This window comes from Paenibacillus sp. FSL R7-0273 (assembly GCF_000758625.1).
Taxonomy (GTDB): domain Bacteria; phylum Bacillota; class Bacilli; order Paenibacillales; family Paenibacillaceae; genus Paenibacillus_AQ.
The window spans coordinates 1,278,900-1,296,826 of the sequence record NZ_CP009283.1 but is presented as its reverse complement, the minus strand read 5'-3'; the positions used below and the strand labels follow the sequence as shown (position 1 = coordinate 1,296,826).

Below are 17,927 nucleotides of genomic sequence, written 5' to 3'. Positions count from 1 at the left end.
GCTTCACTTCTTCAGCGTTTTCATCATCTCGCCTGCCTCCTGCTTATCCATGCCTGTCCCCGAGCCGTTATCCTGCTTACCCTTCTTAAATTTGGCAGCGTAATAACGCATCAGTTCAACTGTACGGATAAATTCCACCGGTTCTGTTACAGCAGCCTGTGTCATTACCACAGGCTGTGCAGCATCCTCCATAAGCCCATCCAGCATCGGCAGCAGAAGTACACGCTGCAGTTCAGTCCTTATCATCCGGCCGGAAAGATTGTAGCTGTAGGTCATCTCCCCGGTCATATTGGCAGGAATCCTCTGCGCCGGCTGCTGAAGCTTAATCTCCGGCAGCAAAGGCCCTTGAGTCCCGGATACCGGCACAGCCACCTTCACTCCCCCGTTTACCTCCCCCGTATCAAACAGGGATTCCAGCAGCCCGTCGTCGCCGATCCGCCAGTATAATGAATCGTAGCTACCGGCCGCAAACGCTCCGTCTGCCCCCTTATGGCTATTGTCCCAGTTATAGGCAGCCCGCTCTGCTGTAAGGGAAGAAACCTGCAGCAGCATCGTCCGCTGATAGGTATACAGGCTAAAGAACAGGAGCAGCATAATAATCATCATAATTATGGGAAGCAGTAAAGACGCTTCAAGAGTGAAACTGCCTTCATCACTCCGCAAATCCATTATTCAAAAACTTCCTGGCTCTTGCTTCCCGCCGTACTGATCAGATCCCTGACCACCTTAACAATTTCTGTGCGGAATACGAGAACTACCGCGATTAATACGGCGATGATCATAATCATTTCCAGCGTGCCCAGTCCCTCCTCATCCTTCCACAGCCGCTTGGCGGCTTCTGCCATCGTTATCATCATTCTCCTCATCCTCCTACATTTTGAGCATCATGAGCGCCGGTGTCCCCACCAGCACAATTACAATCAAAAAGATAAGCACCATTGGAAATACCAGCTTCGAGGAAGCCTGTTCCCCGCGCGTCCGGCTGAGCGCCTTGCGCTTCTCCCATAACATCCGTGAAAGATCACGCAGCGAAAGCACAAAATCCGCACCGCCCCTGCGGTAATTCAGCAGCACCGTAGTCGTAAACAGCGATACCTCCTGCACAGCGCAGCGTTTGCTGAACTGTTCAAAAGCCTGCTGGAAGGAATAACCGCTTTCCCATTCAGTAATCATGGTAAGCAGCTCCTTGTAGAGCGGATGGCTGTCGTCGCCCTTGCGGCTCTCCACACAGCGGATAATGGCCCGCTGCACAGTCTCGCCGGCGCCAACCAGCAGGACAATGCTGTTCAGCAGCTCCGGCAGCTCCAGCACAATACTCTGCTCTCGCTGCTTCACCTTCTTGTGCAGGTCACTGACCAGAGCGACCGGCAGAATCAGCGCCAGCAGGACCCCGAGTATGATTCCTGCCTCCTCGCCGCTTACTAAAGTCAGCAGGCTTCCGCTTAGCAGAAACAGCCAGCTGTAGCAGAGCATTTCCCCCATGAACAGCAGCGTCCGCTCCGGACTGTGCCGCTGTCCGTAGCTGCGCTGAAGGGAGCGCTGAATCCTCAGCATCACCGAGGGCAGATGGCTGCCGATCCGCCATTTCTCGGCCAGCAGCAGAAGGGGCTCTCCGGCTGCACGCAGCTTCAGTCCTTCCATAGGCAGGCTGCGCAGCACGTCATACCGGCGGCCGCATTTCAGTCGCAGCAGCAGCCAGCCGAGAGCAAGCACAATTACTGCGGCACCGCTTAACCACCGCATCTTCTCTCCTCCTTACAGCCCTAGAGCGGAATATCCATGATCTTAGACGTCCAGCGGTAGCACAGGAATAATCCGGCAAGTGACAGTGTAGAAATTGCCATCCCTGCACCTGTATACATGGGCTCCATATAATCGCCCGCTGTCAGGCTCATGAACAATACCATCAGCAGCGGAGCAACCAGCAATGCCTTGGCTTCGAACTTCTTCTGGGCAATGCTTACCGCAATATCCTGCTGAATATCCAGCTTCTCGCCGATTATGGAGGAGGTCCGGCGCACCACCTCAACCAGATCACCGCCGGTGCGCTTGCAGACAGTGAACACATCAGCGAACCGCTCCACGTCCTCCATTCCCGCGCGGCGGCTGAAATCATGCAGCGCCTCCTCAATAGGCTGGTTATATTCCATCCGGGTGCAGATAATGGTCAGCTCTGCGAGCATATCGCTGTTCCCTTCCGGATCAAACATCTGCAGATCAGCCACAGCTTCGCGGAACGCATTCTCTACAGAACGCCCGGCAGACAGCGAGGAGGAGAGAGAAAACAGCGTTTGCTTAAACTGCAGATGAAGTGCGGCACGGCGGCGGTCCCGCAGATAGTTACGCAATACTCCCGGTGCATAAGCCGCCGCCGGCACCAGCAGCATGGAAATCAGCAGCTGATGATAGAACAGGTAGCCAATGCCGAGCATCAGCAGCCCGCCGGCCAACAGAGCTGATATTCTCAGCCGGGGGGACAATATATACACTGTATAATCCGGAAGCTGCGGCCTGCTGTCCGGTTTCCTCCTGTCCACTGCAGCTTGCTCTCCAGACCTTTGACGCCTCCGGATCTGCCGCTTCCGCTTGTCTGTCTGCTTCAGCATGCCGCCCCCTCCGCTTCTGCTCCTGCTGCAAATTCCGCCAGCGGATAATGAGATATGCCTGCCAGCTTCAGCTTTCCGGTATGCAGCAGCGGATTGCCGCATGCGGCAAGTCCGCCTTCAATCACTCCCTCACATTCTCCCGCTTCCCGGAAGCCGTATAACGGATTAAGCACCACCTCCCCTTCCCGTAGTCCGGCAACCTCACAGATTTCTACTACCCGGCGTGAGCGGTCCCTCAGCCTGGAGAGATGTACGAAGATATCAATAGCCGAGCTGATCTGCTGCCTGACCACAGCAACCGGCAGATCGGCTGCGCTGAGCACCATCGTCTCCAGCCTGCTGACCATATCCCGCGCACTGTTGGAATGCCCCGAGGACAAGCTTCCGGCATGACCGGTATTCATCGCCTGCAGCATATCGAGACACTCCGCTCCTCGGACCTCACCCACTACAATACGGTTGGGTCTCATCCGCAGGGAGGAGCGGATCAGATCACGGATGGTAATCTCCCCGCGTCCCTCCGTGTTCGCATTTCTCGTCTCCAGAGAGACCAGATTGGGCACGGTAACGATCTGCAGCTCGGCGGAATCCTCGATTGTAATGACCCGCTCCTGGGGCGGGATGAACTGGGACAAGGCGTTCAGAAACGTTGTTTTGCCGGAGCCTGTTCCGCCGCTTATAAAAATGTTGTAGCCCGCAGCTACGAAAATCTGCAGCAGCTCTGCCGCTTCTGCGCTTATTGCCCCCCGCTGCACGAGATCATTCATGGTCAGCGGCGTTTCGGGAAATTTGCGGATGGTCATGGCCGGCCCCTTCAATGCAACCGGAGGAAGCACCACATTGACACGGGAGCCGTCACGCAGCCGCGCATCTACAATCGGGGTAGAATCATTCACCACCCGATTCACTCCGGAAACCACAGTCTGAATAATATCCTCTAGCCTGCTGCGGGACTCAAAAGCCAGCGGCAGCCGCCGGATCTGGCCCTCCTCCTCCACAAAAATCTCCTCATGACTGTTGATCATAATCTCGGTAATAGCCGGGTTATCAACGAGCGGCTGCAGAATATCCAGGCCGCGGAAGGAATCGAACAGCTTTTTTACCAGCTCATGCTTCTCCTGGGCCGTCAAATAACGCAAACTGTGCATCTCAAGGATAGTCTGTTCAATATAGCTGCTAAGCTCACGGTTCCCCACAGCCGAAGTAACATCCAGTCCCGCACGGAGATCGCGTTTCAGCTTTCTGAACATTTCCTCATTCATGCGGGCTACCTGTGAACACTCCCGGCAGCAGCGGCTCTACGATTTCCCTGCAGATCTGCTCAACGCCTGTTATAAAGGGCGGGGATTCCAGACACAGATCCACATGGTGCTGCAGCGCCCAGGACGGGATATAGGGAAGCTGGTTATCCGGTGTAATTCCCCGGTGAGCCGGATTATTCTTGCCGGATGCTGAAGCGAAATTCAGTATAAACCGGCTTTTATCCTGAATGTCCTGCGGCCAGCCTGAATGGGCATAGCTGCCGTGCTGCAGCCATTTCTCTGTCTTATAGAAGCTCGGCTCATCATTCCGGAGCAACCAGAGCAGTGTCCCGCTGCGCTTCAATACCGCTTGAGTACGCTCCTCCTCAAGGCTGCCAGTATCAATCACCACTACGTCATAGTTACCGGCTGTACTAAGCAGATTTAGCAGGTCCAGCGTATCCGGCTGTGTCATTTGCAGCATCTCCTTAAAATTGTCCACCGGCCTGAACCCGTCACTGCGGAGTGCTTCATGTCTGCATACATACCTGCCCAGCTCAAGCTTTACCGCCGCATCCTCACTGCCGTCCGCCTGCCTTGCCTTCAGCTCATACAGCAGCCGTTCCAGACCTTGAGCCTTGGGTGAGGGCATCTGTACCAGCAGCCCGCTGCTGTCTATGCTCTCCAGGTTCAAATAGAATACCGACAGCCCCTTTGCCGCCAGCTGCTTGGACATATTAAGCGCGAGCGTTGTTTTGCCGCTGCTGCCGCTGGCTGAAACTACTCCAAGCAGCATGGTGTCCTCTCTGAGCGCAGAATCCGCGCGGGGCCGCCTCACTTCGCATAACTGAAGCACAGCCTCCAGCAGGGACGGTAAAGACTGATATTTCTGGATAACCGCCCCGCCGGCGAGATTGTCACTGCCTCCTGCTATTCTGCTATCCTCACTGAGAACAGCCCAGGGCACCCTGCTCCTCCCCTCTACCAGCCAGGCCTCGATAAAGGAAGGATCACCCACGACCGCATCAGCCGGTTCGCCGCTGCCCATATACTCCATAAAGGTATCCAGCCTGCTGAATGCGGAAATCCGCACCAAATCCCCGTAATCACTGTGGTGCACATAATGCAGTAACGGCTCTATATATTGACTCTCGCGCACGGCCAGCACAATCCTCGCCGCCATATTGCCACTCTCCCTTCAGACAAAGCAAAAAAAGCACCGTCAATAACCGTAGAAACGGTCATTGAACGGTGCTTCCGCTCGTAATCCTATAATTTACAGCTATAGTAGCATATATGTAGTAGAGCAGCAATCCTTTTTTTGAAAAATCTTGCTTTAGAGGCTTTCGCAGCTCTGGATTACCATGTCCATTATAGGATATATCCCCAAATAACATTAAGTGTTATACTTTTAAATGGTAAACATTTACCATACTATTACTATATATATGAAAAGGAGATTCCCCGCAGATGAAACTATTACCCGGATTTATCGCCGTTCTTACTCTATCCAGCGCGATCAGCCTCTCTGCATCAGCAGCTGAGAAACCGATTACAGTACAGATCGACCAGGAGCAGCTGCAGCTGACCACAAACGCCCCTTTGAATGACGGCCATGCGATTCTCGTGCCTATGCGGCCGATCTTTGAAAAGCTGGGTCTGAACGTCGTTTTTGATGCCAAGACCAGCACCATTACCGCAACCAAGGAAGGCGTAGTTATCAAGCTGCAGCTCGGCAGCAAAAATGCCAGCATCAACGGCATCATTAAGCCGCTCCAGACCGCTCCCAAGATGATCAAGAATGTTACCTATGTGCCAGTCCGGTTTGTCAGCGAAGCTACCGGCAACAACGTGGTCTGGAATGCGACTACGAGAACAGTTGAAATTACCAGCCTGCAAAGCTCAGATGATACAGTCACGGTAGCCGATTTCTTCAGTAATTATGTAAAGTACTCAAATGAAGAGAACTATGACGGCTTCATGAGCCTGATTGACTCCAAATCGCCGATTGCCCAGATCGGTCCGCAGATCAAGCAGCAGTTCGAAATGTATAATCTCAAAAATTCGGTAGACCAGCTCAACATCATCGAGCTTAAGGCCAATGAAGCAACCGTACATACCATTGAATCCACCAAAAAAATCAGCGGGCCGTTCATGCCGGACAGCCAGACTGAATATGTCTACTCCCTGACCCGCAGCTCCAAGGATGCCGGCTGGAAGATCAGCAATCTCCAGCTTCAGGCTGTAAAGTATATCCTTCCGGAGGGGGCCCTGACCGCAGAGGTGACGGTTCCAAAAGCAGATGAGGATGCAATCAAGGCTGTATTTACCGCCAATCTGGATTACACCAACAAAGAAGACCTCGATGGTGTAATGTCCACCATTGACGAGTCTGCCCCTGGTTATGAGCAGAACCGGCTTGTAGCAACTCAGCTTTTCCAGGCCTATGACCTTGAGAGCTCCATCGAATCTTCAAAAATCATCGACTATACTGGCGATACAGCCGTCTTGTATTCCGTACAGACAATCAAAAAGCTTAAGGGTCCGCAGTTCCAGGATAACCGCAACACCACAATCACTACGCTCAAAAAATCAGCAGACGGCAAATGGAAGCTTGTGCAAAGCTATCTGCTTTCCTCCGAAGCGCTTAAATAACACACTGGAACAACACAAAAAAGCAGCGGGAGCCCTTCCCGTTGCCTTTTTGTATTTTCCCTCACAGAAATCTGCTCTTAATATCCGGTGATGGCAGCAGGCACGCCTCATCTCTGCCAAACCAGCGGTAACGGTTCCGTGCTACCAGCCTGTACAACGAGTTGCGGAGCGGTCGGGGCACGATTATAAAAGCATAGGCAGCAGGCCACGGAAGCCGCAGCTTTCGAGCAATGCGCAGCACAGCAGAAGATTCAGTATACACTCTGCCGTTCTCCAGAACGACCACCGTATCCAGGCGTCCAGGCTCAAGTCCTGCAGCCAGCAGCAGCGTAATCCCCTTGTCACTTTGCAGAGAAGTAAACTTTATCCGGCCTGCGGGATCACGCGGAATAATAAACCGGACCAGCCCCTGGCACAGATGGCAGACCCCGTCGATCAGCACAACGGTCTGGCCGCTTTCCCGTTTCTTACCCTTTTCCATAAGCATATGCCCACTCCTTCTGACGCAGCCTGCTACATCCGTTCCATATATAAAACAAAAACGCGGGATAGCTCCCGCGCATTCATTATCCGTCCGTTCGGTTATTCGGCAATTGCCTTTTCAATCCACTGGTCACCGATCATCTGATCTTCGAATTCAGCAGTGTAGGCTTCCATGCATTTACAGATGAAGTCCTTGCGGCACACCGGGCATGGGGTTTTGAGCAGGCGGCTGATGTTCGTCATTTTCCATTCCGGATTCCGGCTGTAGAAAGCGCGGCATTGTGTTCCGTCAGCAGTCTTAATAATAAATTCGTACAAGCCCACTTTATCATTGCTGCTGGCTTTGGTCACGTTCGTAATTTTCGGTCTGTAAGACATCTTCATCACCCATTATCTAAATTTTTGGTTCTAATAGCACACGTAGCTTTAACAAGTACTTAGACATAATAAAGATTTTTGGGAGTGATGTCAACCGAAGTACGCGCTGCCGCCTGCCAATTATCCCCTTAAACCGGTTTCCGTCTATATTTAGCCATTATTCCCCAAAACAGAGCTTTATACTGCGGTTACAGCACATTGAGCTCAACTTCAATATTTCCGCGGGTCGCCTTGGAGTAAGGGCAGAATTCATGCGCTTTTTTGGCCAATTCCTCGGCCTGGGAACGTTCAATGCCCGGCAGGCTGACATCCAGCTTCACACCCAGCTTAAAGCCGCCGTCACTCTCATCCTTGCCGATCATCACGTTGGAGGTAACACTAACATCCTGAAGCTTTACGCCTTCCTTGCGGGCAATATTGGCAAGCGCACTTTCATAACATGCCCCGTATCCTGCTGCGAACAGCTGCTCCGGATTCGTGCCGTTCCCGCCGGGTCCGCCAAGCTCCTTAGGCATCTTCAGATCGTGCTTCAGCACACCGTCTGAGGATTCTAGAGAGCCTTCACGTCCTCCACGGACTGTTGCTGTTGCTGTGTACAAAGCTTTTAATGTGGTCATCGTTAATTTGCTCCTTTTTGGACTCAATTTTAGACTTACACACACTTAAAATTAAACAACAGGTGTGATTTGAAACGAAGCTGCCCATGTTGTCACAATCCGTACGCTTGCATCCTGATATAAATAGTGTAAAATTAAATTGTGATAAATTTATGTTCGGGAGGCTAAATTCATGAGCATTTATGATTATGAAGCTAATACCCTGCGCGGCCAGGAAGAGTCGCTGTCCAAGTACAAAGGTAAAGTTCTGCTCGTTGTGAACACAGCCAGTAAATGCGGCTTCACCCCCCAGTATAAGGGTCTCCAGGAGGTCTACGATAAATTCAAGGACCGCGGTTTTGAGGTGCTCGGTTTCCCGAGTAACCAGTTTGCCAGCCAGGAGCCGGGCCAAAGCGAGGATATCGCCGAATTCTGCGAGATTAATTACGGAGTAACCTTTCCAATGTACGAAAAAGTCGACGTCAAAGGGGACAGCGCACATCCGCTCTTTAAATACCTGTCCAAGGAAGCTCCGGGTGTACTGGGCTCCAAAAGCGTGAAGTGGAACTTCACCAAATTCCTGGTAGACCAGGAGGGCCGTGTGCTGAAGCGGTTTGCCCCTTCCACCACCCCTGACCAGATTGAAGCCGATATAGCCAAGCTGCTGGACTAATTCATGTACCGTTGACAATGCAAAAAACTCCCTGTAACAGCCCTATAAGCTGTGAACGGGGAGTTTTTTTATCACACAGAATTACCACTTCATGAGAACGGCAATAATGGCGATCAATGCAGGTACGGATTGAATATACAAAATGGATCTCTTGGCTGTCAGGCTGCCGACAATTCCGGCAATCAGCACGCAGCTGAGAAAAAACAACTGGATATGCTGGCCCACAGCTGCATCCGGATAGAAAATCCCCCAGATCAGCCCCGCTGCCAGAAACCCGTTATACAGTCCCTGGTTAAAAGCGAGCCCCTTCGAATCCTGTGCCGCCTGAGCCGTAGTGCCAAAGGCCTTCTGCCCCTTCGGTGTCGCCCACAGGAACATTTCAAGATAGAGTATGTAGATATGCAGCAAAGCAATAACCGCAACCAGCACCACACTTATTGTCATGTAATTCCCCTCCAAAAGTCAATTGTACGCATATTATATCACCAACAATAATATTTTACACAATTTATTTTATACTTAATACACTTACCATCTAAAACTAACTACATCACCAGCCACGTCTTTGCTTCCTCAGGATCATCGTAGTACTGGATCGGAGCCGTAAATGGGTCAGCATGTTTGCGTAAATACCTGTGAAGCCGATGTCTGCTGAAATAATTTCCGACGACCGCCAGCTTTCTGATGCGAGGCTCCAGCCGGGTCATATTCCCTGCAAATTCAAGCATGACTTCCTTCGTAAGCTGTGTTTCATATAAATCCACCCATACAGCAAGACGCTTAGGCTGCCCTAAAATAAACGCCTCCTCCGCTTTCATTAACTCAAACAAGGAATTGCTATCGGTATGAAAGCTTCCGTACTTCAAACAGTGTATCTCTCCGCCCTTGTAATGATACGGAAAAATGGAGCCCCCAGGAGATTTAAAAATCATCTGAACCTTCCTCCATAAAATCAGTTTTAGGTTAAAGAAAAAAACAACAGGGCAGCAACTCTCATCTATAATAGAGATTACTGCCCTGTTGTTCTGTTAAAATATGATGCGGCAGCTTTCTCTGCAGTTCACTCACGATATTTGTCCCTATTGCATCCGTCAGTTATATCCCAAATACGCCGGTGCTCTGAACAGGCAATTCATATCATTTCACTTCTCCCAAGTAAATATCTACAATGCGATCTATATACTGCATAACTTCCGTTGTCATACCGTATACCCTTTCCGACTGATTATCCGGGGGTGCTATGTACTGCCAAAACTTTAAAGTGAGCTGCTCGTCTCCATTGAACGTCTCGCCGGCATAATCAATAATACGGGCGGCAAGCTGCTGCGCCGCCGCCGAATCGGGGGGCTCTCCCTTAAGCGCCAGGACCTCTCTAAGAATGTCGGCCCATTCCATAGCCAGGGGATCGTCGAATTTATTTAGCGGCAGCAGCTTCAATTCTTCCGGAGTGAAAACCTGCTGCCGCATGTTCAATCCCTGAGAAGGCTGCTCCAGTTCGCGGATAAACTGAAGTATTTTTTCAATATCCACTTGTCCACTTGCCCGCATAGCGTACTGCGTAGAATACAGCAAATGCTCGACCTTTTGCAAGTTGTCCTGCTGCTGCCTTACGACTGCGAGCTGTTCTTCCAGCGCTTGGCTCCATACAGTAACGTCATTAGGAGTGACATCTCCCTTATGGAGAATAGCCGCAATCTCACTCAGCTTAAAATGCATATTTTTCAGTACAGCGATTTGCTGCAGCCGCAGGATCTCTTTTTCGCTGTAGAGCCGGTAGCCATTGTCGTTATTCCTGGTTGGCAGCAGCAGGCCCAGTTTCTCATAATAATGGAGTGTGCGTGCAGAAACACCGGTTAACTTAGACAATTGTCCTACAGTATACATCGGCTCATCTCCATTAGGTTCATAATGTGGGTACTGCATCAGATCTTTAAACTGCCTGTACCATTGGTACCATTAACGGGTCTGGACCCGCGCCATAAGAGTAGCAGCGCCAATATTGCAGAGCTACCCACTACAATTATACCAAATTGGATTACTACTGTACCTGTACCCGCATCAAGCTCACTGTAAGTCAGCAATCGATTGTCCCGCTGGAGTATAACAAACCGTGCAATTTCCAGGTAGCTCAAATGAAAGCCGATTGAGGCCCACAATGATCCGGTTAGACTCCGCAACTGTTGCAGGACAGTGCCAAAGCAGACGAGCAAAATTACATATTCCCAATTAATAAAGTTTCCTTTCTCTATTCCAACAAGACTCTGCAGCACATTCACTGTGAGAGGCACCAGTACGAACAACAGCAGCTGACCCATATAGGCCGCATAGTTTGGCAATCGCAGCCGCAGCCCGCTGTATACGATACCGCGCAGCGACAATTCCTCCGGCAGTGCCTCGTATAGAAAGGCGATGCATAAATTGAATGACATACTCAGAATTAAATCAATAGAGAGATGCCATTCTTCAATGGTGATCCAACCCAGCAATCCGGTAATCAGGAAACCAAGGACAGCCATTATAACGCCCAGCGCAGCACCGCCCAGTAAATGCAGGATTGCTCCTGATGTCAGCGGCATCAGACCCATTGTCAGTTGAAAACGACGCCTGATTATATAAACAGCCGGTACAATGATCAAAGCTGAGGTCAATGCTTGAATCGCTGCAGTTCCATTCTGGGGGAATCCCGCAGTCCTTAAGGAATGGGCTACAACAGTAGCCACGAACAAACCTAGAGTCATGGCTACCCAGCCAAGCAGTGTAACAGCCAGCCACTTATATGGACGCTGCCCTGTGACCCCATGCCTGGAACGCAAAAATGAACTCATTATCATCGCCTCCTCTCTGCATTGTAAACCCTCTAGTATACGTAAGGGTCAACATCCTTTTTTTGCTCAGGTATGCCAGCGCAAAGGCAAAGAAAAGAACCGGCTGTCTCAGCCGGTTCTCATTGAAAATAAAAAAAGCAAAAGCCCTTGGTGATCAAGGACTTTTGCTCCATAAATAGTATGCGGTAGAGAGGACTCGAACCTCCACGGGTATACACCCACTACCCCCTCAAGATAGCGTGTCTGCCATTCCACCACTACCGCGCGGTGTGTTACAAAAGTCAAAGCTTTGTCTGAGGTCAACATTCAATATTATAAACCCGTTTAAGGCAATTGTAAAGCTACCCGCTCAGGAATTTTCATCTGCGGGCTTCTGCCGGCGGTACCGGGTAAACGCTATGTATTCCTTGATGAACTCCTGCTCTTTTGGCAAAAGCTCTTCACTATGGCAATTGTATTGCCGTATTTGGGCAGACAAATAGGCCTCTCCTTCTTCACGGACCTCATCCGCAGCCTGTTTGCCTAAAATGAGCCAATCCAGACTGACATGAAAAAATTCTGCGATGTTAATCAGATGCTGAGTTCCCGGCGTAGACTTTCCGCGCTTCCAGTCCCCGAAATTACCTGAGCTGATATGGAGATGCTCATAAAAATACTTTTTCGTAATTCCCCTCTGCTTGATCAAATATTCAATCCGCTCATATATGGACTGCATCGCTCAGTTACCTCCACCACATATTTATTGACGTAAAAACGTTAATTTTATTGTAAAATGACGTAAAAAAGTGTATAATTGGTTATTATTAGTTCCAGATGATTATATCATACGGCTGGATGGTCGATAAGAGGTGAAGCCTGTTGAACAGCAAACGTCCGGTGACCCCCTATGGCTGGGCAATCAAGCAGAGGCTGACAGAGATGCAGCTGGATCAGAAAAAGTTCTGTGAAATCTACGGTATACCGCCTTACCGCCTGTCCAATCTCATCCATGGTACACGGAAGGCCGAGCGCTACCGCCGCCAGGTATCCGAGCTTCTGAACCTGCCTCCGTCTTGACTACCTATCCTGCAAGCACTCAAGGAGCGATAATCTTGCCATTAAGCTTATCTACATCCCTTACTTCTTCCCTTAACACGCTGACACAGAAGGTTCTGGTCATAGACAGAAGCGGAATCATCCTGTTTATCAATGATCATTATAACGCATATTTGGAGCATTGCGGGCTGCCTCCGGCCATTATGATGACGGGCAGCCACTATCTGGAGCTGTTTGAAGAGTGGATTGCCATTCCTGTTCAGCTCACAGCACTGGATAATGCGTTGCAGCATGTCCTTCAGGGCGGAGTCCTGATCTCCAGCTCAGAGTTCATTCTGCATATCCCTGATAAATCCGACCATGTGTTCAGTCTGGACGCTTTTCCGTTATTTACAGAGCGTTCCTGCGGCATTCAGCTTCTCCTTCTCACCCTGCATGACAAGGGACCCGCTGAGCCCCGTCAGCATGATCATGTCCGAAGCTGTCATCCTCTGCGTCCCCGCCGTATTGCCGGCAGTCTCGTGCCCATCTGTGCCTCCTGCAAATCAGTCCGCGGCAATAAGGAAGAATGGATTACCGTTGAACGCTTCCTTCAATTACAGCTGTCCCTGCAATTCACCCATGATATCTGTCCGGATTGCATCCGTCAGCTCTATCCGCAATATGCCGGAGTTCTGAACCAGTAGTTCTGCTATATATATGCTCTCAATAAGTCTCAGTCATCAAGCATCAAGCATGCGCCGGAACAAAAATAGCATATTTAGCAGCAGCAGGTTTTCAGATTCTCGAAGCGAAATACCAAGCTGCCGCTCCAGCTTATCAAGCCGGTATGCTGCCGTATTGCGGTGGATGTACAGCCGGGAGGACATTTCATTCATGTGGCCGTTGCAGGACGCATATGTTTCCAGCGTCAGCAGCAGTTCAGGATCGTACCCGTCTCCTGCCAGCAGGCTGCCGAGATAACGGTCGACGTATAGCCGCATCTGCTCTCTGGGAATTCCCCGGACAAGCAGCATGAGCTCTTCTTGAACGGCGGATAATCCGCCGGCTGTTGATATCATCGCCTTCCCTCCTTCGGATAATCCCGTGCCGTTAACCTTCAGCCTGATTATAGGCTTATGTTCATAGCACCAGAATGTACTGGCCTTAGCTCTAGTTCCCTGCCGCTCCCTGGATTCAGAAGCCCTTCACTGCCGTTATACATGCTCCGTCCGCGCAGCAGTGTCTTTTTTACCCTGCACCCGAATGAGCGGCCGATATACGGCGAAGTCCGGTGCTGCTGATAGAGGTCTGTTTCCTGCAGCGTATAGGAGGTATTCAGATCGGCTAGCGCCAGATCGGCGTCACAGCCTATGGCAATGCGACCCTTCGCAGGAGCCAGCCCGAACCGCTCAGCGGGAGCCGCTGACAGCAGACGTGCCAGCTGCGGCAGAGGAATTCCCCGTTTCAGATGCCCTTCATCCAGCATTAGCTCAAGGGTGCTCTGTACACCCGCGATGCCGCCCCAGGCCTCGAACATATCCGTACCGGTCTTTAACTCTGCCGGGCAAGGCGAGTGGTCGGAAGCCAGGAAATCGAACCAGCCTTCCTGTAATTTTCTCCACAACACGGCCTGCTCTTCCGCATCACGCAGGGGAGGCGCACATTTTGCCGCCGCACCTATGGCCGCAAAATCACTGTCGGTCAGACAAAGATAATGGGGGCAGGTCTCCAGTGTCACATCGAGCCCCGACTTCCGGGCATCCCGGATGAGTCCCGCAGCAGCCACGCTGCTAATGTGGACAAAATGCAGCCGGCAGCCGCTTTCGGCTGCATAACGCAGCGCCGTCTCCACCGCCTCCACCTCCGCTGCTATGGGACGGGAGGCGGTATAGCTCGCCGCACCGAGACGCCCCTGGCTGCGGGCTTCCCGGGTTAGACGTGCCACGGTAGGCTCGTGCTCCGCATGAAGTGCCAGCACCTTTCCCGTTTCAGCGATAATCCGCATTCCTTCCTTAAGGGTCCGGTCGTCCGAACGGCGGAATGCTTCCTTATCCTTATCACCCGGAGAGGACATGAATGCCTTGAACCCGATTACTCCCGCCTGTGCCAGCAGAGGCAGGTCCTTAAGATGACCGGGCATTAACCCGCCCCAGAAGCCGTAATCGGCATACGTCCTGCCCGAAGCACACGCTCTCTTCTGCTGAAGTGCACTGAGGGAAACGGTTGGAGGAATACCATTGAGCGGCATATCCAAAAAGCAGGTGCCCCCGCCGGCTGCAAGCGCAGCCGACCCCGTCCGGAACCCTTCCCAGGACCCTAATCCCGGCTCATTGAAATGCACGTGCGAGTCAATTACACCAGGCATCACCGTCAGCCCCCGGGCATCTACCACTGCGGCCCCTTCGGGATCGATATTCTCTGAAATTTCTGCAATCACACCATTTACAATGCCAATATCCTTACGCTCTACAGCTGATTCTGTAACGATATGTCCCCCGGTGATAACGAGATCATATGAAGTCGCGGATTCCATGCCCTCTCTCCTCCTGTCCTTGCTGATTGTAACCGCGCATACCGCGGCAATCTACGACTCGATGCCGATTAGCCTTGCAGGATTGGTGGCTACCATCCGGTATATATCGTCCGGGGAGAACTGGTAATCCAGCATGCTGGCGATCATTGTCCTCATCCCCTGTACCGGTGTTGACGCTGCGCGGATGCCATAATCGGTGCCGAGCACGAACTGGCCGATCCCGACTTCGCGGATCGTCTTCATCCATTTTGTCGCATTTGAGAAGCGCCCTAGCTCAGCACCCATGTCCATGTATTCCCGCTCGACATAATAATGTGTCCGGGGAACATCAGGATACAGCCAGTCCACAAGACAGGCTTCCAGAAAAGCGCCCCTGGCCGCGGCCGCTTTCTGCTCCTCTATCGTCATCTGGCCGCGCACCGGATGGGCGATCAGCACCTTAGCTATACCGTATTGCTCCGCAAGATCCAGCAGACGGAGCGCCTCAGGGACAGATACATGCCCCGTGTTCAGATACACCTCCGGATGCTCCGCCACCATGCTCAGAATTTCGTCCAACTCTTCCGATACAGGCCCTTCCAGCGGGATTGATGTTGCCACAGGCAGCTCCTTCTCTGCGAATTTCGGAAAAGCGTCCTTGAATGGAACCAGCTTCCCGTCAATAAGTGTAGACTCCCGTTCTGCGGAATGGCGGGTACAATGCGATCCAAAGCTGATGAAGCGGCAGCCCTCCTCCATGTGCAGCGCAGTTTTCACCGAACGCGGATTCATGCCGCCATGGCAGGAATTCATCAAATAGCCTCCATACGTATGAATCCCCGGAACATGCCGGTTTACAACCCACGCCATTCCTGAAGCCCAGCCAAAAACATCATAATACACAATGCTTTTCATGCCTGCAGCAGCCGCTTCCTGTGCCACCTGGATCGGATCAAGATGTCCGGGGTTCGAATTCAATACAGGACCGGCATGCACATGACTGTCAATAGCACCAATCAGCAGCTCATCCGGCAGCTCCATTGATCTGCGGTAAAAGGATTCATTCCAGCGTGACCGGTCTGGTGTCCGCAGCTGAGTCTGTTCCTGATTGTAATTGTTATTTAGCATAATATCCCTCCATTAGTGTGAAGTTATAGCGGCCAAGCGGTTTATCCCTTGACTGCGCCTGACATGACGCCGGCGATAATGCGCGAGCTGAATGTAAAATAGACTAAGGTAACAGGAAGCATCGACAGGACCATCCCCGCCATCAGCTGCGGATAGTTGGTACTGTGCTGAGACTTAAAATACGACATTCCAAGCGGAACTGTCCGCAGCGACTCATCCTTGAGCAGCACCAGTGCAAAGGAAAATTCGTTCCAGCAGGAGAAAAACTGCAGAATAGCGACCGTAGTCAGCACCGGCACTGCGATCGGGAAAATGATACGGAACATCGTTCCGCTGAAGCTGAGACCGTCAATAGCTGCCGCTTCTTCGATTTCTTTAGGAATGCCGACCACGTAGCTGCTGACCAGCATGATTGGAAGAGACAGGTTAAAGGCAATATACGGAATAATCAGCGTGTACCATTCGTCTGCCAAGCCGAAATTTTTGAATAAGAGATAGATCGGAACAAGCAGGGCGTGAATCGGCACAAGCATACCGAACAGGTAGTAAAATATCATTGCCTTCTTTCCCTTGAAGTCGAGCCGGGCCGTGATGTAGCCTGTTACGAACGAAATTGCCGTAATACCGATAACCGACAGGAGCGTCACTCTCGCGCTGTTCCAGGACAGCTGGAGCATATTGGTGATTTTGATGGCCTCCAGATAATTTCCGAACTGCGGGGCACTGGGCAGGCTGAGAATATTGTTGGCGAACTCCGCCTGCGTTTTCAGGGATGAATAACCAATCCAGAGCAGCGGTATAATGCAGCTGGCGGTAAAAAGCAGCATTAATGCGTTCACCATCAGCTTGGCCGGACCCGGAAGCAGCCGGCGGGAGCTGGCCTGCGATTTTAATTCCAGCTGGAGCTCCATTAATACGCACCTCCCTTTTGATTCTCCCCGCGTTTCAGCGCAAGTGTCGAGAGCAGGATCATGAGCATGGTCAGTGCAATAATGGCAATAGCCAGTGCCGAACCATATCCGTAGCGGAAGCGGAGGAACGAGGTCTGGTACGCATACAGCGCCATTACTGAGGATGCATTGCCCGGCCCCCCTCCGGTCATTGCGTAGATATGCTCGAAGCCGCGCATATTATTGGCGATGCAGAGCAGAGAGGCAACGACCAGCGTAGGCTTGGCCAATGGAATAATGACATACCAGGCCTTACGGACACCTGTAGCCCCGTCCAGCTCAGCAACCTCCAAAACCTCCTTGTTAATCGATGACAGCCCCGCCAGCATCAGCAGTGTAAAGAACCCGATATTTTGCCAGGATAGAGGAATGGACACCAGGAGGACAATCGGACCTGTCAGATCGAGCCAGGATTGCACCAGGTTACCAAGACCGAGCTTGGTCAATCCGGCGTTCAACAGCCCGTAATTATAGTTGTAGATCAGCATCCAGAGGAATGCGATGATCACAGGAGCCAGTGTGGATGGAAAATAGCTCATCGTCCGGTGCAGGCCCTTCAGCTTGACGATTTTGGACATCAGCAGCAGAGCAAAAATAAAGGCGAGCCCTACTTGTCCAATCAGGCCGTATACCGTCATAAGCACATTGTTCAGGAATGAATGCCAGAACACCTCATCCCGGAGCAGCTCCAGGTAGTTGCCTATACCGATATACGTTTTTTTGGGGCCTCCCGTCCATGAGTAGAAGCTGTAACGGAAAGCGGAAAATATGGGAACCAGCACAACAAAGGAATATATTATAAGTCCCGGAAGCAGATATGCCAGAAGCACCCAGCCCTTCGGGCGCAGCGCCTTGCCCATGTC

The 17,927-nt window shown here is 51.6% G+C and carries 23 protein-coding genes and 1 tRNA gene; 4 read left to right on the top strand and 20 right to left on the bottom strand.

Annotation, left to right across the window (positions count from 1 at the left end; genetic code table 11):
- Positions 1-3: 3 nt before the first annotated feature.
- Genes R70723_RS05620 through R70723_RS05595 form a run of 6 tightly spaced genes read right to left on the bottom strand, consistent with a single transcriptional unit; the run spans position 4 to position 5,030 of the window.
- Positions 4-669 (bottom strand): TadE/TadG family type IV pilus assembly protein, encoded by a 666-nt coding sequence (locus R70723_RS05620; protein WP_039870421.1) that lies wholly within the window; start codon positions 667-669, stop codon positions 4-6.
- Positions 669-857: a Flp1 family type IVb pilin gene (locus R70723_RS05615; protein ID WP_039870420.1), complete on the bottom strand. Its 189-nt coding sequence runs from the start codon at positions 855-857 to the stop codon at positions 669-671. The genes R70723_RS05620 and R70723_RS05615 overlap by 1 nt, the downstream gene beginning before the upstream one ends.
- 13 nt (positions 858-870) lie before the next feature.
- Entirely contained in the window at positions 871-1,743 is an 873-nt protein-coding gene (locus R70723_RS05610; RefSeq protein WP_039870418.1) for a type II secretion system F family protein, read from the bottom strand.
- A gap of 20 nt (positions 1,744-1,763) precedes the next feature.
- A complete protein-coding gene (locus R70723_RS05605) occupies positions 1,764-2,606 on the bottom strand; it encodes a type II secretion system F family protein (protein ID WP_039870416.1) in 843 nt (280 codons plus the stop codon).
- On the bottom strand, positions 2,600-3,868 hold the full coding sequence (locus tag R70723_RS05600) for a TadA family conjugal transfer-associated ATPase (protein ID WP_039870415.1): 1,269 nt from the start codon (positions 3,866-3,868) through the stop codon (positions 2,600-2,602). The genes R70723_RS05605 and R70723_RS05600 overlap by 7 nt, the downstream gene beginning before the upstream one ends.
- Positions 3,861-5,030 (bottom strand): P-loop NTPase family protein, encoded by a 1,170-nt coding sequence (locus R70723_RS05595; protein ID WP_039870413.1) that lies wholly within the window; start codon positions 5,028-5,030, stop codon positions 3,861-3,863. Before R70723_RS05595 ends, R70723_RS05600 begins: the two co-directional genes overlap by 8 nt.
- 287 nt (positions 5,031-5,317) lie before the next feature.
- Here R70723_RS05595 and R70723_RS05590 point away from each other — a divergent pair, with 287 nt between their 5' ends.
- The gene (locus R70723_RS05590) at positions 5,318-6,502 is read left to right on the top strand and encodes a copper amine oxidase N-terminal domain-containing protein (RefSeq protein WP_039870412.1); all 1,185 of its coding nucleotides are present in this window, start codon (positions 5,318-5,320) and stop codon (positions 6,500-6,502) included.
- A gap of 61 nt (positions 6,503-6,563) precedes the next feature.
- Here the strand turns inward: R70723_RS05590 and R70723_RS05585 are convergent, their stop codons facing one another.
- From R70723_RS05585 to R70723_RS05575, 3 genes are all read right to left on the bottom strand, one after another.
- Positions 6,564-6,989, bottom strand: a complete 426-nt coding sequence (locus R70723_RS05585; protein ID WP_372238259.1) for a thiol-disulfide oxidoreductase DCC family protein — start codon at positions 6,987-6,989, stop codon at positions 6,564-6,566.
- A gap of 95 nt (positions 6,990-7,084) precedes the next feature.
- On the bottom strand, positions 7,085-7,363 hold the full coding sequence (locus tag R70723_RS05580; protein ID WP_039870410.1) for a hypothetical protein: 279 nt from the start codon (positions 7,361-7,363) through the stop codon (positions 7,085-7,087).
- Between the two features lie 188 nt (positions 7,364-7,551).
- Positions 7,552-7,980, bottom strand: a complete 429-nt coding sequence (locus tag R70723_RS05575; RefSeq protein ID WP_039870409.1) for an organic hydroperoxide resistance protein — start codon at positions 7,978-7,980, stop codon at positions 7,552-7,554.
- A 172-nt stretch (positions 7,981-8,152) separates the two neighbouring features.
- On the opposite strand from R70723_RS05575, the gene R70723_RS05570 reads away from it, so the two are divergent.
- Complete coding sequence (locus tag R70723_RS05570; RefSeq protein WP_039870408.1) at positions 8,153-8,632, top strand: glutathione peroxidase; 480 nt, start codon at positions 8,153-8,155, stop codon at positions 8,630-8,632.
- Between the two features lie 81 nt (positions 8,633-8,713).
- On the opposite strand, the gene R70723_RS05565 is transcribed toward R70723_RS05570, so the two are convergent.
- The 6 genes from R70723_RS05565 to R70723_RS05540 all read right to left on the bottom strand — a co-directional run bounded on the left by R70723_RS05565 (position 8,714) and on the right by R70723_RS05540 (position 12,172).
- Entirely contained in the window at positions 8,714-9,076 is a 363-nt protein-coding gene (locus R70723_RS05565; protein WP_039870407.1) for a DUF1304 domain-containing protein, read from the bottom strand.
- Positions 9,077-9,177: 101 nt separating this feature from the next.
- Positions 9,178-9,498, bottom strand: a complete 321-nt coding sequence (locus R70723_RS05560; RefSeq protein ID WP_231574833.1) for an STAS/SEC14 domain-containing protein — start codon at positions 9,496-9,498, stop codon at positions 9,178-9,180.
- Between the two features lie 271 nt (positions 9,499-9,769).
- Positions 9,770-10,516: a MerR family transcriptional regulator gene (locus R70723_RS05555; RefSeq protein ID WP_039870405.1), complete on the bottom strand. Its 747-nt coding sequence runs from the start codon at positions 10,514-10,516 to the stop codon at positions 9,770-9,772.
- 38 nt (positions 10,517-10,554) lie between these two features.
- On the bottom strand, positions 10,555-11,457 hold the full coding sequence (locus R70723_RS05550; protein ID WP_047171036.1) for a CPBP family glutamic-type intramembrane protease: 903 nt from the start codon (positions 11,455-11,457) through the stop codon (positions 10,555-10,557).
- Between the two features lie 181 nt (positions 11,458-11,638).
- Positions 11,639-11,721, bottom strand: a tRNA-Leu gene (locus tag R70723_RS05545).
- A gap of 85 nt (positions 11,722-11,806) precedes the next feature.
- Complete coding sequence (locus tag R70723_RS05540) at positions 11,807-12,172, bottom strand: helix-turn-helix domain-containing protein (protein WP_039870403.1); 366 nt, start codon at positions 12,170-12,172, stop codon at positions 11,807-11,809.
- Between the two features lie 143 nt (positions 12,173-12,315).
- Here R70723_RS05540 and R70723_RS05535 point away from each other — a divergent pair, with 143 nt between their 5' ends.
- Positions 12,316-12,513 carry a Rha family transcriptional regulator gene (locus tag R70723_RS05535; RefSeq protein WP_039870402.1) on the top strand — a complete coding sequence of 66 codons (198 nt, stop codon included), beginning with the start codon at positions 12,316-12,318 and terminating at the stop codon, positions 12,511-12,513.
- A 35-nt stretch (positions 12,514-12,548) separates the two neighbouring features.
- Complete coding sequence (locus tag R70723_RS05530) at positions 12,549-13,178, top strand: PAS domain-containing protein (RefSeq protein ID WP_039870401.1); 630 nt, start codon at positions 12,549-12,551, stop codon at positions 13,176-13,178.
- Between the two features lie 36 nt (positions 13,179-13,214).
- Here the strand turns inward: R70723_RS05530 and R70723_RS05525 are convergent, their stop codons facing one another.
- From R70723_RS05525 to R70723_RS05505, 5 genes are read right to left on the bottom strand one after another with little or no spacing between them, the layout of a single operon-like run.
- Positions 13,215-13,553: a PucR family transcriptional regulator gene (locus R70723_RS05525; protein ID WP_039870399.1), complete on the bottom strand. Its 339-nt coding sequence runs from the start codon at positions 13,551-13,553 to the stop codon at positions 13,215-13,217.
- Between the two features lie 47 nt (positions 13,554-13,600).
- Complete coding sequence (gene allB, locus R70723_RS05520; RefSeq protein WP_039870397.1) at positions 13,601-15,007, bottom strand: allantoinase AllB; 1,407 nt, start codon at positions 15,005-15,007, stop codon at positions 13,601-13,603.
- A 51-nt stretch (positions 15,008-15,058) separates the two neighbouring features.
- A complete protein-coding gene (locus R70723_RS05515; protein WP_039870396.1) occupies positions 15,059-16,114 on the bottom strand; it encodes a DUF6282 family protein in 1,056 nt (351 codons plus the stop codon).
- Between the two features lie 41 nt (positions 16,115-16,155).
- Positions 16,156-17,025 carry a carbohydrate ABC transporter permease gene (locus tag R70723_RS05510; protein WP_047171035.1) on the bottom strand — a complete coding sequence of 290 codons (870 nt, stop codon included), beginning with the start codon at positions 17,023-17,025 and terminating at the stop codon, positions 16,156-16,158.
- Positions 17,025-17,924 (bottom strand): carbohydrate ABC transporter permease, encoded by a 900-nt coding sequence (locus R70723_RS05505; protein WP_039870394.1) that lies wholly within the window; start codon positions 17,922-17,924, stop codon positions 17,025-17,027. The genes R70723_RS05510 and R70723_RS05505 overlap by 1 nt, the downstream gene beginning before the upstream one ends.
- Positions 17,925-17,927: the final 3 nt, after the last annotated feature.

Excerpts from the sequence above, each read along its gene's own strand:
- R70723_RS05595 (WP_039870413.1), bottom strand. The coding sequence starts at position 5,030 with ATGGCGGCGAGGATTGTGCTGGCCGTGCGCGAGAGTCAATATATAGAG.
- R70723_RS05505 (WP_039870394.1), bottom strand. The coding sequence starts at position 17,924 with ATGGGCAAGGCGCTGCGCCCGAAGGGCTGGGTGCTTCTGGCATATCTG.
- R70723_RS05540 (WP_039870403.1), bottom strand. The coding sequence starts at position 12,172 with ATGCAGTCCATATATGAGCGGATTGAATATTTGATCAAGCAGAGGGGA.
- R70723_RS05565 (WP_039870407.1), bottom strand. The coding sequence starts at position 9,076 with ATGACAATAAGTGTGGTGCTGGTTGCGGTTATTGCTTTGCTGCATATC.
- R70723_RS05590 (WP_039870412.1), top strand. The coding sequence starts at position 5,318 with ATGAAACTATTACCCGGATTTATCGCCGTTCTTACTCTATCCAGCGCG.
- R70723_RS05525 (WP_039870399.1), bottom strand. The coding sequence starts at position 13,553 with ATGATATCAACAGCCGGCGGATTATCCGCCGTTCAAGAAGAGCTCATG.
- R70723_RS05515 (WP_039870396.1), bottom strand. The coding sequence starts at position 16,114 with ATGCTAAATAACAATTACAATCAGGAACAGACTCAGCTGCGGACACCA.
- R70723_RS05615 (WP_039870420.1), bottom strand. The coding sequence starts at position 857 with ATGATGATAACGATGGCAGAAGCCGCCAAGCGGCTGTGGAAGGATGAG.
- R70723_RS05570 (WP_039870408.1), top strand. The coding sequence starts at position 8,153 with ATGAGCATTTATGATTATGAAGCTAATACCCTGCGCGGCCAGGAAGAG.
- R70723_RS05605 (WP_039870416.1), bottom strand. The coding sequence starts at position 2,606 with ATGCTGAAGCAGACAGACAAGCGGAAGCGGCAGATCCGGAGGCGTCAA.
- allB (WP_039870397.1), bottom strand. The coding sequence starts at position 15,007 with ATGGAATCCGCGACTTCATATGATCTCGTTATCACCGGGGGACATATC.
- R70723_RS05555 (WP_039870405.1), bottom strand. The coding sequence starts at position 10,516 with ATGTATACTGTAGGACAATTGTCTAAGTTAACCGGTGTTTCTGCACGC.
- R70723_RS05550 (WP_047171036.1), bottom strand. The coding sequence starts at position 11,457 with ATGAGTTCATTTTTGCGTTCCAGGCATGGGGTCACAGGGCAGCGTCCA.
- R70723_RS05610 (WP_039870418.1), bottom strand. The coding sequence starts at position 1,743 with ATGCGGTGGTTAAGCGGTGCCGCAGTAATTGTGCTTGCTCTCGGCTGG.
- R70723_RS05620 (WP_039870421.1), bottom strand. The coding sequence starts at position 669 with ATGGATTTGCGGAGTGATGAAGGCAGTTTCACTCTTGAAGCGTCTTTA.
- R70723_RS05510 (WP_047171035.1), bottom strand. The coding sequence starts at position 17,025 with ATGGAGCTCCAGCTGGAATTAAAATCGCAGGCCAGCTCCCGCCGGCTG.
- R70723_RS05600 (WP_039870415.1), bottom strand. The coding sequence starts at position 3,868 with ATGAATGAGGAAATGTTCAGAAAGCTGAAACGCGATCTCCGTGCGGGA.
- R70723_RS05575 (WP_039870409.1), bottom strand. The coding sequence starts at position 7,980 with ATGACCACATTAAAAGCTTTGTACACAGCAACAGCAACAGTCCGTGGA.
- R70723_RS05585 (WP_372238259.1), bottom strand. The coding sequence starts at position 6,989 with ATGCTTATGGAAAAGGGTAAGAAACGGGAAAGCGGCCAGACCGTTGTG.
- R70723_RS05580 (WP_039870410.1), bottom strand. The coding sequence starts at position 7,363 with ATGTCTTACAGACCGAAAATTACGAACGTGACCAAAGCCAGCAGCAAT.